This is a genomic window from Nocardioides sp. N13(2025), assembly GCF_051912545.1.
In the GTDB taxonomy this organism is placed as follows: Bacteria; Actinomycetota; Actinomycetes; order Propionibacteriales; family Nocardioidaceae; genus Nocardioides.
Genome location: NZ_CP196809.1, coordinates 3,752,307 through 3,768,610 on the forward strand (window position 1 = coordinate 3,752,307; position 16,304 = coordinate 3,768,610).

The 16,304-nt window shown below is 70.7% G+C and carries 13 protein-coding genes; 4 read left to right on the forward strand and 9 right to left on the reverse strand.

Features of this window, described 5'->3' with window-relative positions:
• Window positions 1–68: 68 nt before the first annotated feature.
• The 9 genes from ACS3YM_RS18195 to ACS3YM_RS18235 all read right to left on the reverse strand — a co-directional run bounded on the left by ACS3YM_RS18195 (window position 69) and on the right by ACS3YM_RS18235 (window position 11,280).
• Window positions 69–1,295, reverse strand: coding sequence for an alpha-hydroxy acid oxidase (locus ACS3YM_RS18195; protein ID WP_439937849.1), 1,227 nt, complete (start codon window positions 1,293–1,295; stop codon window positions 69–71).
• A gap of 12 nt (window positions 1,296–1,307) precedes the next feature.
• Window positions 1,308–2,744: a rhamnulokinase gene (locus ACS3YM_RS18200; protein ID WP_439937850.1), complete on the reverse strand. Its 1,437-nt coding sequence runs from the start codon at window positions 2,742–2,744 to the stop codon at window positions 1,308–1,310.
• An 11-nt stretch (window positions 2,745–2,755) separates the two neighbouring features.
• Window positions 2,756–4,798, reverse strand: coding sequence for a bifunctional aldolase/short-chain dehydrogenase (locus tag ACS3YM_RS18205; RefSeq protein WP_439937851.1), 2,043 nt, complete (start codon window positions 4,796–4,798; stop codon window positions 2,756–2,758).
• Window positions 4,799–4,839: 41 nt separating this feature from the next.
• A complete protein-coding gene (rhaI, locus tag ACS3YM_RS18210; protein ID WP_439937852.1) occupies window positions 4,840–6,003 on the reverse strand; it encodes an L-rhamnose isomerase in 1,164 nt (387 codons plus the stop codon).
• A complete protein-coding gene (locus tag ACS3YM_RS18215; protein WP_439937853.1) occupies window positions 6,000–6,371 on the reverse strand; it encodes an L-rhamnose mutarotase in 372 nt (123 codons plus the stop codon). Before ACS3YM_RS18215 ends, rhaI begins: the two co-directional genes overlap by 4 nt.
• Before the next feature lie 168 nt (window positions 6,372–6,539).
• Window positions 6,540–7,586 (reverse strand): rhamnose ABC transporter substrate-binding protein, encoded by a 1,047-nt coding sequence (gene rhaS / locus ACS3YM_RS18220; RefSeq protein WP_439937854.1) that lies wholly within the window; start codon window positions 7,584–7,586, stop codon window positions 6,540–6,542.
• 3 nt (window positions 7,587–7,589) lie between these two features.
• The gene (locus tag ACS3YM_RS18225) at window positions 7,590–8,690 is read right to left on the reverse strand and encodes an ABC transporter permease (RefSeq protein WP_439937855.1); all 1,101 of its coding nucleotides are present in this window, start codon (window positions 8,688–8,690) and stop codon (window positions 7,590–7,592) included.
• Window positions 8,687–9,769: an ABC transporter permease gene (locus ACS3YM_RS18230; protein WP_439937856.1), complete on the reverse strand. Its 1,083-nt coding sequence runs from the start codon at window positions 9,767–9,769 to the stop codon at window positions 8,687–8,689. The genes ACS3YM_RS18225 and ACS3YM_RS18230 overlap by 4 nt, the downstream gene beginning before the upstream one ends.
• Window positions 9,766–11,280: a sugar ABC transporter ATP-binding protein gene (locus ACS3YM_RS18235; protein ID WP_439937857.1), complete on the reverse strand. Its 1,515-nt coding sequence runs from the start codon at window positions 11,278–11,280 to the stop codon at window positions 9,766–9,768. The genes ACS3YM_RS18230 and ACS3YM_RS18235 overlap by 4 nt, the downstream gene beginning before the upstream one ends.
• Window positions 11,281–11,467: 187 nt before the next feature.
• Between ACS3YM_RS18235 and ACS3YM_RS18240 the strand changes: the two genes are divergently transcribed.
• The 4 genes from ACS3YM_RS18240 to pntB all read left to right on the forward strand — a co-directional run bounded on the left by ACS3YM_RS18240 (window position 11,468) and on the right by pntB (window position 16,304).
• Window positions 11,468–12,481: a LacI family DNA-binding transcriptional regulator gene (locus ACS3YM_RS18240; protein WP_439937858.1), complete on the forward strand. Its 1,014-nt coding sequence runs from the start codon at window positions 11,468–11,470 to the stop codon at window positions 12,479–12,481.
• 74 nt (window positions 12,482–12,555) lie between these two features.
• A complete protein-coding gene (locus ACS3YM_RS18245; protein WP_439937859.1) occupies window positions 12,556–13,152 on the forward strand; it encodes a VOC family protein in 597 nt (198 codons plus the stop codon).
• A 138-nt stretch (window positions 13,153–13,290) separates the two neighbouring features.
• On the forward strand, window positions 13,291–14,841 hold the full coding sequence (locus ACS3YM_RS18250) for a Re/Si-specific NAD(P)(+) transhydrogenase subunit alpha (protein ID WP_439937860.1): 1,551 nt from the start codon (window positions 13,291–13,293) through the stop codon (window positions 14,839–14,841).
• Between the two features lie 2 nt (window positions 14,842–14,843).
• On the forward strand, window positions 14,844–16,304 hold the full coding sequence (gene pntB, locus ACS3YM_RS18255) for a Re/Si-specific NAD(P)(+) transhydrogenase subunit beta (RefSeq protein WP_439937861.1): 1,461 nt from the start codon (window positions 14,844–14,846) through the stop codon (window positions 16,302–16,304).

Genomic DNA, 16,304 nt, shown 5'->3' on the forward strand with positions numbered 1-16,304 from the left:
CCACAGTCCCGAGGTCGAGTGCGCATCTATGTGGCGAGTAGTACCGCGGGCGCACTCGACCCGGGGCGTCAGCGGGGAGTGAGCCGGCGCAGGGGTACGACGTGGTCGGGCGTGAGCTCGTCGAGGGTCCGCACGCCGAGGAGGCGCATGGTGCGCTCCACCTGGCCGCGCATGATCTCGATGGTCCGGTCCACGCCCTCGCGTCCGCCGGCCATCAGGCCATAGAGGTAGGCCCGGCCGATCAGCGTGAAGGTCGCGCCCTGGGCCACCGCGGCCACCACGTCCTGGCCGGACATGATGCCGGTGTCCAGGTGCACCTCCACGTCTGAGCCGACGGCCTTCACCACCTCGGGCAGCAGGTGGAAAGGCACGGGCGCGCGGTCGAGCTGGCGGCCGCCGTGGTTGGACAGGAGCACCGCGTCGACGCCGACGTCGGCGCACCGGCGGGCGTCGTCGACGGTCTGCACGCCCTTCACGACGACCTTGCCGGGCCACTGCTCCTTGATCCAGGCCAGGTCGTCGTAGGTCACCGTGGGGTCGAACATCGTGTCCAGCAGGTCGGCCACCGTGCCCGACCACGAATCCAGGGAGGCGAACGCGAGCGGCTCCGTGGTGAGGAAGTCGAACCACCACGCGGGCCGGGGGATCGCATTGGCGACTGTGCGCGCGGAAAGGGTCGGCGGGATGGTCATGCCGTTGCGCACGTCGCGCAGTCGGGCGCCCGCCACTGGCACGTCGACGGTGACCAGCAGCGTGTCGAAGCCGGCCTTCGCGGCCCGGTCGACCAGCGCCATCGACCGGTCGCGGTCCTTCCACATGTAGAGCTGGAACCAGTTCCGTCCACCGGGTGCGGCCGCCGCGACGTCCTCGATCGACGTGGTGCCCATGGTGGACAGCGAGTAGGGGATGCCAGCCGCTGCTGCCGCCGTCGCGCCGGCGATCTCACCCTCGCTCTGCATCATCCGGGTGAAGCCGGTGGGTGCGATGCCGAAGGGCAGAGCGACTCGCGCGCCCAGCACCTCGCGAGACGTGTCGACCTCCGAGACGTCACGCAGGATCGCTGGCCTGAACTCCACGTCGGCGAACGCCTCGCGCGCCCGGGACAGCGAGACCTCGCCGTCGGCCGCGCCGTCGGTGTAGTCGAACGCCGCCTTGGGTGTACGCCGTCTGGCGATGCGCCGCAGGTCGTCGACGGTCAGCGCCTTGGCCAGTCGTCGTTCGCGAGCCGACCACGTCGGCTCCTTGAACTTCAGCAGCGGCGCCAGGTCGCGTCGCTTGGGCAGCTGTCGCTTCATGTGGTCACTCCATCATGCGGTGTTGGCTGGGGGCAGGGTGCGCGGCTCGTGGAGTCGCAGGTCCTGGGTGCGGGCCACGAGGGCGCGCAGCTCGTCGAGCCCCCCCGAGATGGCCCCGGCGGCGCGACCCTGGACCAGCACGTTGCCGAGTGCGGTCGCCTCGACGGGGCCGGCGACGACCGGCAGGCCGGACCGGTCGGCGAGGGCCTGGCAGAGCAGGACGTTCTGGCTGCCGCCGCCCACGACGTGGACCTGCCGGACGGTGCGACCCGCGAGCGAGTCCGCGGTGCGCAGCGCATCGGCGTACGCCGCCGCGAGGCTCTCCACGATGGAGCGCACCAGTGAGACGTCGTCGGCCGGCGCCTCCACCTCGTGCTCGGCGCACCAGGCGGCGATGCGGGCGGGCATGTCGCCGGGCGGCACGAAGCGCGGGTCCTGCACGTCGAAGACCGGGACGGGTCCGGTGACGTCGGCCGCCGCGGCGAGCAGTGGCTCGAGGTCGTCGCGACCCCAGGTGCGCAGGGTCTCGCTGAGCAGCCAGGTGCCCATCACGTTGGTGAGGAAGCGGATCCTGCCGTCCACGCCCCCCTCGTGCGTGAAGTTGGCCGCGCGCGCCGCATCGGTCAGCACCGGGGCGTCGAGCTCGAGCCCGACGAGGCCCCACGTGCCGAGCGAGACGTACGCCGACTCGTCGCCCGTCATGGGTACGCCGACCACCGCCGAGGCGGTGTCGTGCGAACCGACGGCGACCACCGGCAGGCCTGGCGCGCCGACGGTCTCGCCGACCTCGGGCAGCAAGGTGCCGATCGTGGTACCCGGGTCGACGAGGTCCGCGAACAGCTTCCTCGGCAGGCCCAGCGCGGTGAGGAGCGGCTCGTCCCACGTGCCGGTGGTGACCGAGAGCAGCCCGGTCGTGGAGGCGTTGGTGCGCTCGGCCACCTCGGCGCCGGTGAGCCAGAAGGCGAGCAGGTCCGGCACGAGCAGCAGCCGGTCGGCCTCGGTCAGGCGCTCGTCGGCGGCGAGCTGGTAGACGGTGTTGAAGGGGAGGAACTGCAGGCCTGTGCGGGCGTAGAGGTCCGCGGCAGGAACGCGGGCGTGCACCAGGCGCGGCCCGGCCTCGTTGCGGTGCTCGTCGCGGTAGTGGAACGGCTCGGCGAGCAGCCGTCCGTCCCGCAGCAGGCCGTAGTCGACGGCCCACGAGTCGATGCCGACGCTCGCGAGGCTGCCGGGGGCGGCGGCTGCCGCCGCCCGAAGGCCGTCGACCGCGTGCCGGTGCAGGGCCGACACGTCCCAGTGCAGCCCGTCGGGTCCGGTCACCGGGCCGTTGGCGAACCGCGCAACCGCGGTCAGGCGCAGGACGTCGGAACCGACCTCGCCCAGCATCACCCGGCCGCTCGACGCCCCGAGGTCGACGGCCGCGACGTGGACGGGGCCGCCCCCCGCAGTCACCTCTCCCACGGCTAGCGCAGGAAAGCCGCGGCGACGCCGGCGTCGACGGGGACGTGCAGGCCGGTGGTGTGGCTGAGCTGCTCGGAGCAGAGCACGTAGACCGCGTTGGCGATGTTCTCCGGCAGCACCTCGCGCTTGAGCAGGGTGCGCTGGGCGTAGAACTTGCCGAGGTCCTTCTCCTCCACGCCGTAGACCGCGGCCCGCGACGCACCCCAGCCGCCGGCGAAGATGCCGGACCCCTGGACCACGCCGTCGGGGTTCACGCCGTTGACCTTGATGCCGTGCTCGCCGAGCTCGGCGGCCAGGAGCCGCACCTGGTGGGCCTGGTCGGCCTTGGCGGCGCCGTACGCCACGTTGTTGGGGCCCGCGAAGATCGAGTTCTTCGACGAGATGTAGACGATGTCGCCGCCCATCCGCTGCTCGATCATCGCTTTCGCCGCGGCCTTCGCGACGAGGAACGAGCCCTTGGCCATCACGTCGTGCTGGAGGTCCCAGTCCTGCTCGGTCGTCTCCAGGAGCGAGCGCGACAGCGACAGGCCGGCGTTGTTGACGACGAGGTCCACGCCGCCGAAGGCGAGCACGGTCGCGTCGAGCGCGGCCTGCACGGCCGTCTCGTCCGACACGTCGACCTGCACGCCGACGGCGACGTCGCTCGACCCGATCCCTGCCGCGGCGGCCTGTGCCTTCTCGAGCGACAGGTCGGCGATGACGACGCAGGCGCCCTCGGCGGCGAGCTTCTTCGCGGTCGCCAGTCCGATGCCCGAGGCGGCGCCGGTCACGAGCGCGACGCGGGTGGCGAGGGGCTTGGGCTGCGGCATCCGCTGGAGCTTGGCCTCCTCGAGCGCCCAGTACTCGATGCGGAACTTCTCCGACTCGTCGATGGGGGCGTACGACGACAGGCCCTCCGCGCCGCGCATCACGTTGATCGCGTTGACATAGAACTCACCGGCGACCCGGGCGGTCTGCTTGTCCTTGCCGTAGCTGAACATGCCGATGCCCGGCACCAGGATGATCAGTGGGTCGGCGCCGCGCATCGCGGGCGAGCCCTTCACCTTGTTGCGCTCGTAGTACGCCGCGTAGTCGGCGCGGTAGGCCTCGTGCAGCTCGGCGACCCGGGCGCGCACCTTGTCCAGCGGGGCGTCGGGCGCGAGGTCGAGCACCATCGGCTTGACCTTCGTGCGCAGGAAGTGGTCGGGGCACGACGTACCGAGCTCGGCCAGGCGCGGGTGGTTCTTCGAGGCGAGGAAGTCGAGGACGACCTTGTCGTCGGTGAAGTGGCCCACCATGGGGCGATCGGCGGAGGCGATGCCGCGCAGCAGCGGGGCGATCTCGGCGGCGCGGGCACGACGCCGGGCGGGGGAGAGCGGCTCCCACTTCTTCACCCGCGCACCGAACGGGTTCTTCCTCGAGTGCTGCTTGATGTAGCGCTCGGCGGTGCGGATGATCCACAGCGAGCTCTTCTGCGCCTGCGCGCTGGTGTCGCCCCACGCCGTGATGCCGTGGCCGCCGAGGATGCAGCCGATGGCCTGCGGGTTGGCCTCCTTGATGGCGGCGATGTCGAGGCCGAGCTGGAAGCCGGGGCGGCGCCACGGCACCCACACCACCTTGCCCCCGAAGACCTCCTTGGTCAGCTGCTCGCCGTCGGCGGCCGTCGCGATCGCGATGCCGGAGTCCGGGTGCAGGTGGTCGACGTGCGCGGCGTCGACGAGGCCGTGCATCGCGGTGTCGATCGAGGGAGCGGCACCGCCCTTGCCGTGCAGGCAGTAGTCGAAGGCCGCGACCATCTCGTCCTCGCGGTCGACGCCCGGGTAGACGTCGACGAGCGCGCGCATCCGGTCCAGGCGCAGCACCGCGAGGCCCGACGGGGTCAGCGTGCCGAGGTCGCCGCCGGAGCCCTTCACCCAGAGCAGCTCGACGTCCTCGCCGGTCACGGGGTCGGTCTCGGTGCCCTTGGCGGAGGTGTTGCCGCCGGCGTAGTTGGTGTTCTTGGGGTCGGCGCCCAGCCGGTTCGAGCGTTCGACGAGCTCGGCAACGGTGGGGTTGAGGTCACTCACGGTGCGGGTTCCTTCGCTGTGGATCGGGGATCAGGAGGGTCTCAGTTCCAGCCGGCCTGCGAGCCGCCGACGCGGTCCGCCTCGATCTGCTGCTGGTAGCCGGAGTCGAGGTAGGCGCGCATCGGCTCGGCCGGGAGGCCGCGCTCCTCGCGCCACGCCGCCAGGTCACGGCGTACGTCGGTGTAGAAGGCGTCCATGAAGATCTCGTTGGCGAGCAGCACGTCGCCGGCGGTGCGGGCTTTGTCGAGGGCGTCGGTGTCGAGGAGCAGCGCGCGGGCGGTCATCTCCTGGACGTTGAGGACCGAGCGGATCTGGCCCGGCACCTTGGCCTCGATGTTGTGGCACTGGTCGAGCATGAGCGCGACGTCGCTCTCCGGTCCGAAGCCGCCGCCGCGGATCACCTCGACGAGGATCCGGAAGAGCTGGAACGGGTCGGCCGCGCCGACGATGAGGTCGTCGTCGGCGTAGAAGCGGCTGTTGAAGTCGAAGGAGCCGAGCTTCCCGAGCCGGAGCAGCTGGGCGACGATGAACTCGATGTTGGTGCCGGGGGCGTGGTGGCCGGTGTCGAGGCACACCATCGCCTTGTCGCCGAGTGCGGCGCAGTGGGCGTACGACGTGCCCCAGTCCGGCACGTCGGTGTGGTAGAACGCCGGCTCGAAGAACTTGTACTCGAGCACCATCCGCTGGTCGTCCCCGAGTCGGTCGTAGATGGTGCTCAGGCCCTCGGCGAGCCAGTCCTGGCGGGCCCGGATGTCGCCCTGGCCGGGGTAGTTGGTGCCGTCGGCCAGCCAGATCTTCAGGTCGCGCGAACCGGTCGCGTCCATCACGTCGATGCAGTCGAGGTTGTGCTGCACCGCCTTGGCGCGCACGGCCGGGTCGGCGTGGGTGAGGCTGCCGAGCCTGTAGTCATCGTCCTGGAACGTGTTCGAGTTGATCGTGCCGAGCTGGACACCCAGGTCCGCGGCGTACGACGCCAGCGCGGCGTAGTCGTCGACGAGGTCCCACGGGATGTGGAGCGCCACGCTCGGGGCGAGGCCGGTGAAGCGGTGCACGGCGGCGGCGTCGGCGATCTTCTCCTCCACGCTGCGGGGGGTGCCGGGGGAGCCGAAGACCTTGAAGCGGGTGCCGGAGTTGCCGTAGGCCCAGGACGGCACCTCGATCGCGAGGGCGCCGAGCTGGTCGCTGATGTCGGAGAAGCTGGTCATCGGGAGTCCTGGGTCGTCGTGGTGATGTTGGTGGGAAGTGCGGCGAGCTGATCCTCGAGGTGGAAGACCTCGGTCAGCTGCCAGAAGCCCTGGTCGGGAGGGAGGTCGAGGTCCTCGAAGAACTCGGCCATCTCCGCCTGCCAGCGGGCGTTGACGTCGGTGCGGGCCATGCCGGCCTGCGCCGCGGCCAGGTCGGGCGTCTCGAGGTAGCCGACGAGCAGGCCGTCCTCGCGCAGGAAGAGGGAGTAGTCGTGCCAGCCGGTGTCGTGGAGCGCGCGGAGCATCTCGGGCCACACGGCGGCGTGGCGCTCGGCGTACTCCGCCATCCGGTCGCGGCGGACCTGGAGGGTGAAGCAGACCCGCTGCATCGCGGTCTCCTTTCGTTCATCGTTGGTCGAGGAAGGCGCGCCAGCGCCTGTCACGAGACCCTGGTCTGGTTTCGAGACGGGTCGCGCAGCCCCTCACACGTTCGGGTCTGCGCGACCCTCCTCAACCTGATCGGCTGTTCCGGCCCTCGCGAGCTCGGGTCGGGCCGATCAGAAGTCGAAGTCGCCGATGTTGTCCTTAGTGAAGGTGAACGGCTCGCCGAGGAGCACGACGCCGTCGGCGCCGACCTCGAACTCGCCCAGGTCGCCGGCCTCGAAGGAGTCGCCCTCCTCGCCGGAGATGTCACCGTTGACCAGGGCGGCGGCCGCGTAGGTCGCGAGGTAGCCCAGGTCGCCCGGGTTCCACAGCGCGAACGACGTGACCGTGCCGTCCTCGACGAACTCGCGCATCTGGTTGGGCGTGCCTAGGCCGGTCAGCGCGACCTTGCCCTTGTACTGGCTGTCGGAGAGGTAGCGGGCGGCCGCGGCGATGCCCACCGTGGTGGGCGAGATGATGCCCTTGAGGTCAGGGTGGTTCTGCAGCAGCGCCTCGGTCTGGTCGAAGGACTTCTGGTCCTCGTCGTCGCCGTAGACGGTGTCGACGAGCTCGATGTCGGCGTAGTCCGGGTTGTCGGCCAGCTCGGACTCCATCATCTCGATCCACGCGTTCTGGTTGGTCGCGTTGGCCGACGCGGACAGGATCGCGATCTCGCCCTTGCCGCCGATCTGCTCCGAGATCAGCTCGAGCTGCTTGGCGGCGATGCCCTCGGCGGTGGCCTGGTTGATGAACAGGTCACGGCAGTCGGGGTTGGTGTCGGCGTCGAAGGTGATGACCTTGACGTCGGCGCTGTGGGCCTCGTCGATCGCGTCGCAGAGGGCTTCGGGGTCGTTGGCCGACAGGATCAGGGCATCCTTGCCCTGCTGGGCGACGGTGTTGATGTAGGACACCTGGGCGTCGGGGCTGCCGGTCTCGGGTCCGACCTCCTCCATGTCGGCCCCCAGCTCGTCGGCCGCCTTCATGGCGCCCTTGGTGCTGGTGTCGAAGTAGGCGTTGCCCAGGTTCTTCGGCAGCATCGTCATGCTCAGGTCGCCGCCCCCGGTGCCGCCGTCGCCCGTCGAGCCGCCGTCACCCTCGTCGCTGCCGCATCCGGCAAGGGCGAAGGTCGCGGTGAGCAGGAGCGCGGCCAGAGCCGTCGGCCGCCTGGTGTGGAACTTCATGTGTCACTGCCTTTCGTGTTCCGCAACGTCGGCGGATGCCGCGTTCTGGTGGTGGGACTCGCTGGGAGTCGTGGGTGCCGCCTTGCGGGGGAGCCTCGAGGAGGTCCACGCGAGGACGCTGGGGAGGATCACCGAGGCCACGAGGAGCAGGCCGACGATGATGTTGGTGACGTTGACCGTCACGCTCTCGAGGCGCAGGGCGCTGGAGATGACGCCGATCAGGACGACGCCGGCCAGCACGCCGTGCAGCCGACCGCGGCCGCCGAAGATCGAGACGCCGCCGAGCAGCACCGCCGCGATCACCTGGAGCTCGTAGCCGGTGGCGTTGTCGCCGCGGGCGGAGCCGAAGCGCAGGGTGAAGTAGATGCCGGCGAAGGCCGACACGACCCCGGAGAGGACGAAGAGGACGAGCTTGGTGCGGGCCACGTCGATGCCCGTGAAGCGCGCGGCCTCGTCGTTGAGCCCGATGTCGTAGACGCCGCGACCGAAGGTCGAGAAGTGCAGCAGCACGACGAACCCGACCGCGAGGACCGCGAAGGGGATCATGACCAGCGGGATCCTGGTCTCGCCGATCGTGTCGGTGGCGAGGTCGGCCCACCTGTCGGTGAAGTCGGTGATCGCCTTGGTGCCGAGGAGCCCGACCGCGATGCCGCGGAAGAGCGCGAGGGTGCCGATGGTGACGGCGAGCGACGGCAGCCCGACGTAGGCGATGAGGAACCCGTTGAGCGCCCCGCACGCGAGCCCGGCGAGCAGGGCGAGGAGCGCGGCGGACGGGACGGACATCCCGTTCTCGTGGAGCACCCCGAGCAGCACGCTGCTCAGGCCCATGATGCTGGCGACGGACAGGTCGATCTCGCCGGTGATGATCACCAGCGTCATCGGCAGCGCGATCAGCAGGATCGGCGCGATGTCCTGCAGCAGGAACTTGAGCGTCAGCGGGCCGTCGAAGTTGGGCACGTTGAGGATCGAGTAGAGGACGACTGCGGCGGTGAGCGCGATGACGGCGGTCTCACGGGTGAGCAGCACCCGCTGCCACAGTGGCGCCGAGTAGTCGTCGTACGAGCGGGCGGGGGCGACGGGGGCCGCCGGGGACTGGGTGGTCATGAGTGGTCCCTCGATTCGGCGAGCCGGCGGGCCTGTCTGGCGGAGAGGACGCGGTCGAGGACGATCGCGCCGAGGATGAGGGCGCCGACCACGGCGCGCTGCCAGAAGTCCTCGATGCCGAGGCTGGGCAGCGCCCGGTTGATGGTGACGAGCAGGAAGGCGCCGGTGGCCGCGCCCCACACGGTGCCGCTGCCGCCGAAGATCGCGATGCCGCCGATCACCGCGGCGGCGACGGCCTGGAGCTCGATGCCGCTGCCGACGCTCGAGCTGACCGTGCCGTAACGGGCGGTGTAGAGCGCACCCGCGAGGCCTGCCAGCGCGCCGCTGAGGACGAACGCGGCGAGCAGGCGGCGGCGTACGGCCAGGCCGTAGAGGACGGCCGCGTCGGGGTCCGAGCCGATGGCGTAGAGCTCGCGGCCGCCGCGCGCGGTGTGGAGGTAGTACCCGACGGCAGCGAGCACGAGCACCGCGAGGATCGTGAGCAGCGGTACGCCGACGATGGTCCGGGTGCCGAGGCGCAGGAACTCGCGGGGCAGGTCGCCGGCGTTGATCCGGTCGCTGCCGGCCCAGGTGAGCATGATGCCGCGGTAGATGTAGAGGGTGCCGAGGGTGATCACCAGCGCCGGCACGTTGCCGTAGGCCACCAGTGCGCCGTTGACGAGGCCGAGGACGGCTCCCACGAGGAGGCAGGCGGCGAGGACCGCGACGATGGGGAGCCCGGGCTGCTCGATGAAGAGGCGTCCGGTGAGGTAGGCCGTCAGGGCCATCACGGAGCCGACCGAGAGGTCGACGTTGCGGGTGATGATCACGACCGCCTGCCCGACCGCGAGGAGCAGCAGGATCGAGGGGTTGAGCAGGAAGTTGCGCCACCCGTCGGAGCTGAAGAGGAAGCTGTTGTTCTTCGTCGTGGCGAGCACGACCACTGCGACGAGCACGAGGAAGATCGAGAGCTCGCGCGAGCGAAGCACGGTGGTGAGCGCGCGCCGGGTCGGGGAGAGCCTGCTCGGCTCGACGAGCAGCGCCTCGCTCGCGGACACCTCGGCCCCCGAGTCGGGGCGCTCGACGTCGGTCTGGCTCATGCTGGCTCCAGGTGGTGGGTGGCGGCGTGCATGACCGCTTCGGGGGTCGCGTCGGCGCGGTCGAGCTCGGCGGTGATCCGGCCCTCGCAGAGGACGAGGACGCGATCAGCCATGCCGAGGACCTCGGGCAGCTCGGAGGAGATCATCAGGATCGCGAGGCCCTGGCCGGCCAGCTCGGAGAGCAGTCGGTGAACCTCGGCCTTGGTGCCGATGTCGATGCCGCGGGTGGGCTCGTCGATGATCAGCAGCCTGGGTCCGGTGGCCAGCCACTTGGCGATGACGACCTTCTGCTGGTTGCCCCCGCTCATCGTGGCGGCGTTCATGTCGAGTGCGCTGGTCTTCACCTCGAGCTTGCCGGCCCACGGTGCGGCGGCCTTGTTCTCCATCGCCGACGTCAACAACCCGGCCTTTGCGATGCCGCGACGGATCACGCCGGCGACGTTGCGGGTGACCGAGGAGTCGATGACCAGGCCCTGCTTGCGGCGGTCCTCCGGTATGAACGCCATGCCGGCACGGATCGCGGAGCGCGGGTCGTGCGCCCGGACCTCCTTGCCGGACATGGTCACCGAGCCCGAGTCGTAGCGGTCGACACCGAAGACGGCCCGGGCCACCTCGCTGCGACCGGCGCCGACCAGGCCCGCCAGCCCGACGATCTCGCCGGCACGGACCTCGAGGTCGACGCCGTGGAAGACCCCGGTGCGACTGAGGCCGCGGACCTGGAGCACCGGCTCGCCGATCTCGGCCGCGACCTTCGGGAAGAGCTCGTCGACGTCGCGGCCGACCATGAGGGAGACCAGCTCCGACGGCGTCGTCCCGTCGATGCGGCGGGTGTCGATGTAGGAGCCGTCGCGCATCACGGTGACGGTGTCGCAGAGCGCGAAGACCTCGTCGAAGCGGTGGGAGATGAAGACGAGCGCGCGACCCTCGTCGCGCAGGCTGCGGGCCACGGCGAAGAGCCGCTCGACCTCGACGCCGCTCAGCGCCGCGGTCGGCTCGTCCATCACGAGCAGGCGCGCGTCGAGCGAGATGGCCTTGGCGATCTCGATGATCTGCTGGTCGGCGATCGAGAGGCCCTCGGCGGGACGGCGCGGGTCGATGCGCACCCCGAGCCGCTGGAACAGGCCCTCCGCCTCGGCGTACATCGCCTGCCGGTCGATGCGACGGCCCCGGGCCAGGGGCTGCCGGCCCATGAAGATGTTCTCGGTGACCGAGAGGTCGGGGAAGAGGGTCGGCTCCTGGTAGATCACCGCGACCCCGGCGTGCTTGGACTCCGCGGTCGAGGAGAAGTCGACGGCCTCGCCGCCGAGCTCGAAGGTGCCGGCGTCGCGCCGGTGGACGCCGGCGACGACCTTGACCAGCGTCGACTTGCCGGCGCCGTTCTCGCCGATGAGCGCGTGGATCGAGCCCGCGTCGACGCGGAGGCTGCCCGAGCGCAGGGCGACGACGGGGCCGAAGGACTTCGACACGTCGCGCAGCTCGAGCACCGGCGCAGCGGTGGTGCTGACGGCCATGGGACTCCTCGCGTTGAAAGGTTTCAACGAAACGTAAGTGAGCGCCGTCACACCTGTCAAGGGTCGGTCCGGGCCATTTTGCGCGACCAAGTTGGGCGTCAACACTCGGACGAGCGGCGATGGCGTACGCTGCCGCCCGCATCGTTTCAACTCCGGAGCGACGAACAGCACGGGAGGGAGGTGGACGATGGCCCGCGCCTCCTCGGTCAAGGACGTCGCCGCTCGCGCCGGCGTCTCGCTCGGCACCGTGAGCAACGTCCTCAACCGGCCCGACCGCGTCTCGCCGGAGACCCGGGCGAGGGTCGAGCAGGCCATGCGCGACCTGGGCTTCGTGCGCAACGAGTCCGCCCGCCAGCTGCGTGCGGGGCGCAGCCGCACGCTCGCCTACGTCCTCCTCGACGCCCGAAACCCGTTCTTCACCGACGTCGCCGAGGGCGCCGAGCGGGCCGCCGAGGCCGCCGGGCTCTCGCTCTTCCTGTGCCACTCCGACAACCGCGCCTCCCGCGAGGGCGACTACCTCGCGCACCTCGTCGAGCAGCGCGTCCAGGGCATCCTGGTCACGCCGGTGGACCCGCACGCCGCCGTCCTCGACGACGTACGCCGCAACGGCACTCCCCTGGTGATCGTCGACCGCAAGCGCGATGACGAAAAGTTCTGCTCGGTCGCCGTCGACGACGAGCTCGGTGGCCGGCTCGCCGTCGAGCACCTCATCGAGCGCGGGCACACCCGTGTCGCCTTCATCGGCGGCCCCGACACGATCGGCCAGGTGCGCGACCGGCTCGAGGGTGCGCGCAGGGCCTGGGCCGACGCCGGCCTGCCCGAGGAGCGGCTGACAGTGGTCCCGACCGATGCGCTGACGGTCGTCGAGGGCCGCTCGGCCGGGGAGCGGGTGATGGGCATCGGCAAGTTGGTGCGTCCGACCGCCGCCTTCTGCGCCAACGACCTCCTGGCGCTCGGCCTCCTCCAGCAGCTGAGCACCTCGGGCTTCGCCGTGCCCGGCGACCTGGCGATCGTCGGCTACGACGACATCGAGTACGCCAGTGCCGCGGCCGTGCCGCTCACCTCGGTACGCCAGCCCCGCCAGGAGCTCGGCCGCCGCGCCGCCGAGCTCGTCCTCGACGAGGCCGAGGACCCCGGCCACGTCCACCAGCAGGTCGTCTTCACCCCCGAGCTGGTCGCTCGCCGCTCCACCCTCGGCTGAGCAATCGCGTCGGGCCCTGCCCGGGTGCGCCCGCATCCCGCCCGCCCTACGATGTCGGTCGGAGGGAGGCGGCGATGTCCGATCCGGTGGGCGACGTCATCGGTGACTACCGCGCCTTCGCCGAGCGGCAGCGCGACCGCCTGCTCATGCGGGGCATCGACATCAGCCCCTGCGAGCTCAGCCACCTCGCCTTCCGCGTGCCGGAGTGGGAGCAGTACGTCCACGTGCGGACGCTGCTCGAGCGCCACGCGGTGAGCAACAACGAGAACGTCTGGAACGGCCGGCCGATCTCCCTCATCGTGCCCGCGGAGCCGCTCGAGGTCCTCGACGGCAAGGTCGTGCCGCTCATCGAGCTCATCCCGCCCGTGCACCAGCGCGTCTACCGGATGGGGCTGGAGCACCTCGGCGTGGTGGTCGGCGCCGGCTTCGACGACTTCGTCGAGGCCCACAAGCCCGTCCTCACCGGACAGCAGTTCCAGGGGCCCCACAGCAGGCCCGACCCGGTCTACATCCTGTTCGAGGACTTCACCCATGTGAAGTTCTACCGGCTCTCGCTGAGGGCGTCCGTCGAGCTCGATGCCGGGCCGTTCCGCGACGGCTTCCACCACGTCGACGACTGGGTGCCCCAGCAGCTCGTGACCGCCACCGGGCCCAACCCGCTGCCGCGCTGAGCGTGCGGAGCCACGCGCGGACGTGACGCGCGCCACCTGAGACTCCCGTGACACGGGGGCTCCTTTCGATACGTTGTGGCCCGGCCAGCACGCCGCTCAGGTCCTGACCGGGCCCGAGCTCCCACCCAGGAGGCAGCAGTGCGCATCGGCATCCCACGTGAGTCACGACCCGGCGAGACCCTTGTCGCCGCGACGGCGAAGACGGCGTCGCAGCTCGCCGCGCTCGGGTACGACGTCGTGGTCGAGTGCGGGGCCGGCGCGGCGGCCGACCAGCCGGACACCGCGTACGACGACGCCGGGATCCGCCTCGTCCCGGCCGACGAGGTCTGGGCCAGCGACGTCGTGGTCAAGGTCAACGCCCCGACCGCCGACGAGGTCGCCCGCCTGCGCCGCGGTGCCACGGTCATCAGCCTCATGGCTCCGGCGCGCAGCCCCGAGCTCGTCGAGCAGCTGGCCGCCGCCGGTGTCACGGGCCTCGCGATGGACGCCGTCCCGCGGATCTCGCGCGCCCAGTCGATGGACGTCCTCTCCTCGATGGCCAACGTCGCGGGCTACCGCGCCGTGATCGAGGCGGCCCACGAGTTCGGCCGCCTGTTCACCGGACAGGTCACCGCCGCCGGCAAGGTGCCGCCGGCCCGCGTCTTCGTCGTCGGCGCCGGCGTGGCGGGCCTGGCGGCCATCGGCGCGGCGGGCTCGCTGGGCGCGATCGTGCGCGCGTTCGACGTACGCCCCGAGGTCGCCGAGCAGGTCGAGTCGATGGGTGCGGAGTTCGTCACCGTCGACATGGAGCAGGAGGTGTCCTCCGACGGCTACGCCAAGGAGATGACCGCCGAGCAGGAGGCCGCGACCGCCGCGATGTACGACGAGGAGGCGCGGGCCGCCGACATCGTCATCACCACCGCGCTGATCCCCGGGCGCCCTGCCCCGCAGCTGATCACCGCCGACACGGTCGCCGCGATGCGACCCGGCTCGGTCGTCGTCGACATGGCCGCGGCCAACGGCGGCAACGTCGCCGCCACGGTCACCGACCAGCGCGTCGTCACCGACAACGGCGTGACCGTGCTCGGCTACACCGACCTCGCCGGCCGCCTGGCTGCGCAGACCAGCCAGCTCTACGGCACCAACGTCGTCAACCTGCTCAAGCTGCTCACGCCCGAGAAGGACGGCGTGCTCACTCTGGACATGGACGACGTGATCCAGCGCGGGATCGCGGTCACACGCAGTGTCGAAGGGGGTGGGGAGACTGCTGAAGTCATGTGGCCGCCGCCGCCCGTGCAGGTCTCCGCCGCGCCGGCCGCGGCGCCCGTCGCCCCAGCCGAACCCAACGAGCCCAGGCCCGCCCTGACGGCGCGGGGCCGGATGACGATGGTGGCCGCCGTGGCGGTCGCCCTCTTCCTGCTGATCGCGGCGTCACCGCCACAGCTGCAGCTCAACCTGACGGTGTTCGCGCTGGCCATCGTCATCGGCTACTACGTCATCGGGCACGTGCACCACGCCCTGCACACGCCGCTGATGTCGGTGACCAACGCGATCTCCGGGATCATCGTGGTCGGCGCACTGCTGCAGCTCGGGTTCGAGAACGGCGCGATCATCGCGCTCGCCGCCCTGGCGACGCTGCTGGCCAGCATCAACATCTTCGGCGGATTCGCCGTCACCCGACGCATGCTCAGCATGTTCTCCAGGAGTTGACCATGAGCATCGAGACCGCCAGCTACGCGGCGTACGTCGTCGCGGGCCTGCTCTTCATCCTCGCGCTCGCGGGACTGTCGAAGCACGAGACCGCCCGGGTCGGCAACCAGTTCGGCATCCTGGGGATGGCCATCGCGCTCGTCTCCACGATCGCCCTGGCCGTCAACGGCAACCACGAGGACCCCAGTGGCCTGGAGCCCATCGGCATCGGGTTGCTCGTGGCGGCGGTCGTCGTCGGGGCAGCCGTGGGTCTGTGGCGGGCGAAGGTCGTGGAGATGACCGGAATGCCCGAGCTGATCGCCCTGCTCCACAGCTTCGTCGGCCTCGCCGCGGTGCTCGTCGGCTGGAACGGCTACCTCCACGTCGAGCACGATGCCGGCCGCGACGCAGCCCACGAGCTGGACGCAGCCGGGTTGCTCGGCATCCACAGCGCCGAGGTCTTCATCGGGGTCTTCATCGGTGCGGTGACCTTCACGGGGTCGATCGTCGCCTTCCTGAAGCTCTCGGCGCGGATGAAGTCCGCGCCGATGGTGCTGCCCGGCAAGAACCTGCTCAACGTGGGCGCGCTCGTCGTGTTCGTCGCGCTGACGGTGTGGTTCGTGCTCGAGCCGTCCCTGTGGCTGCTGGTCGGCGTCACCGCCATCGCGCTGCTGCTCGGCTGGCACCTGGTGGCGTCCATCGGGGGCGGTGACATGCCCGTCGTCGTCTCGATGCTCAACAGCTACTCCGGCTGGGCGGCTGCCGCCGCGGGGTTCCTGCTCAACAACCCGCTGCTGATCATCACCGGCGCGCTGGTCGGCTCCTCCGGTGCCTTCCTGAGCTACATCATGTGCAAGGCGATGAACCGCTCGTTCATCTCCGTCATCGCCGGTGGGTTCGGCATCGAGGCGGGCCCCGGCGACGACAAGGACTACGGCGAGCACCGCGAGATCCAGGCCGACGACGTGGCCGACCTGCTCGCCCACGCGTCGTCGGTCGTGATCACCCCCGGCTACGGCATGGCCGTCGCCCAGGCGCAGTACCCCGTCGCCGAGATGACCAAGAAGCTGCGCGAGAAGGGCGTCGAGGTCCGCTTCGGCATCCACCCGGTTGCGGGCCGGCTGCCCGGCCACATGAACGTGCTGCTCGCCGAGGCCAAGGTGCCCTACGACATCGTGCTCGAGATGGACGAGATCAACGACGACTTCCCCGACACCGACGTCGTACTGGTGATCGGGGCCAACGACACGGTCAACCCGGCCGCCCTCGAGGAGCCAGGCTCACCGATCGCAGGCATGCCGGTGCTCGAGGTCTGGAACGCCAAGGACGTCATCGTCTTCAAGCGCTCCATGGCCACGGGCTACGCCGGCGTGCAGAACCCGTTGTTCTTCAAGGACAACACGCAGATGCTCTTCGGTGACGCCCGCGACAAGGTCAACGAGATCGTCGCCGCCCTGGGGGCCGACGAGGTCGCCCGCCGGTAG

Bases quoted from the DNA above. Each gene is read 5' to 3' on its own strand.
- ACS3YM_RS18245 (WP_439937859.1), top strand. From the start codon at position 12,556: ATGTCCGATCCGGTGGGCGACGTCATCGGTGACTACCGCGCCTTCGCC.
- ACS3YM_RS18225 (WP_439937855.1), bottom strand. From the start codon at position 8,690: ATGACCACCCAGTCCCCGGCGGCCCCCGTCGCCCCCGCCCGCTCGTAC.
- ACS3YM_RS18230 (WP_439937856.1), bottom strand. From the start codon at position 9,769: ATGAGCCAGACCGACGTCGAGCGCCCCGACTCGGGGGCCGAGGTGTCC.
- ACS3YM_RS18215 (WP_439937853.1), bottom strand. From the start codon at position 6,371: ATGCAGCGGGTCTGCTTCACCCTCCAGGTCCGCCGCGACCGGATGGCG.
- ACS3YM_RS18195 (WP_439937849.1), bottom strand. From the start codon at position 1,295: ATGAAGCGACAGCTGCCCAAGCGACGCGACCTGGCGCCGCTGCTGAAG.
- ACS3YM_RS18235 (WP_439937857.1), bottom strand. From the start codon at position 11,280: ATGGCCGTCAGCACCACCGCTGCGCCGGTGCTCGAGCTGCGCGACGTG.
- ACS3YM_RS18240 (WP_439937858.1), top strand. From the start codon at position 11,468: ATGGCCCGCGCCTCCTCGGTCAAGGACGTCGCCGCTCGCGCCGGCGTC.
- pntB (WP_439937861.1), top strand. From the start codon at position 14,844: ATGAGCATCGAGACCGCCAGCTACGCGGCGTACGTCGTCGCGGGCCTG.
- rhaS (WP_439937854.1), bottom strand. From the start codon at position 7,586: ATGAAGTTCCACACCAGGCGGCCGACGGCTCTGGCCGCGCTCCTGCTC.
- rhaI (WP_439937852.1), bottom strand. From the start codon at position 6,003: ATGACCAGCTTCTCCGACATCAGCGACCAGCTCGGCGCCCTCGCGATC.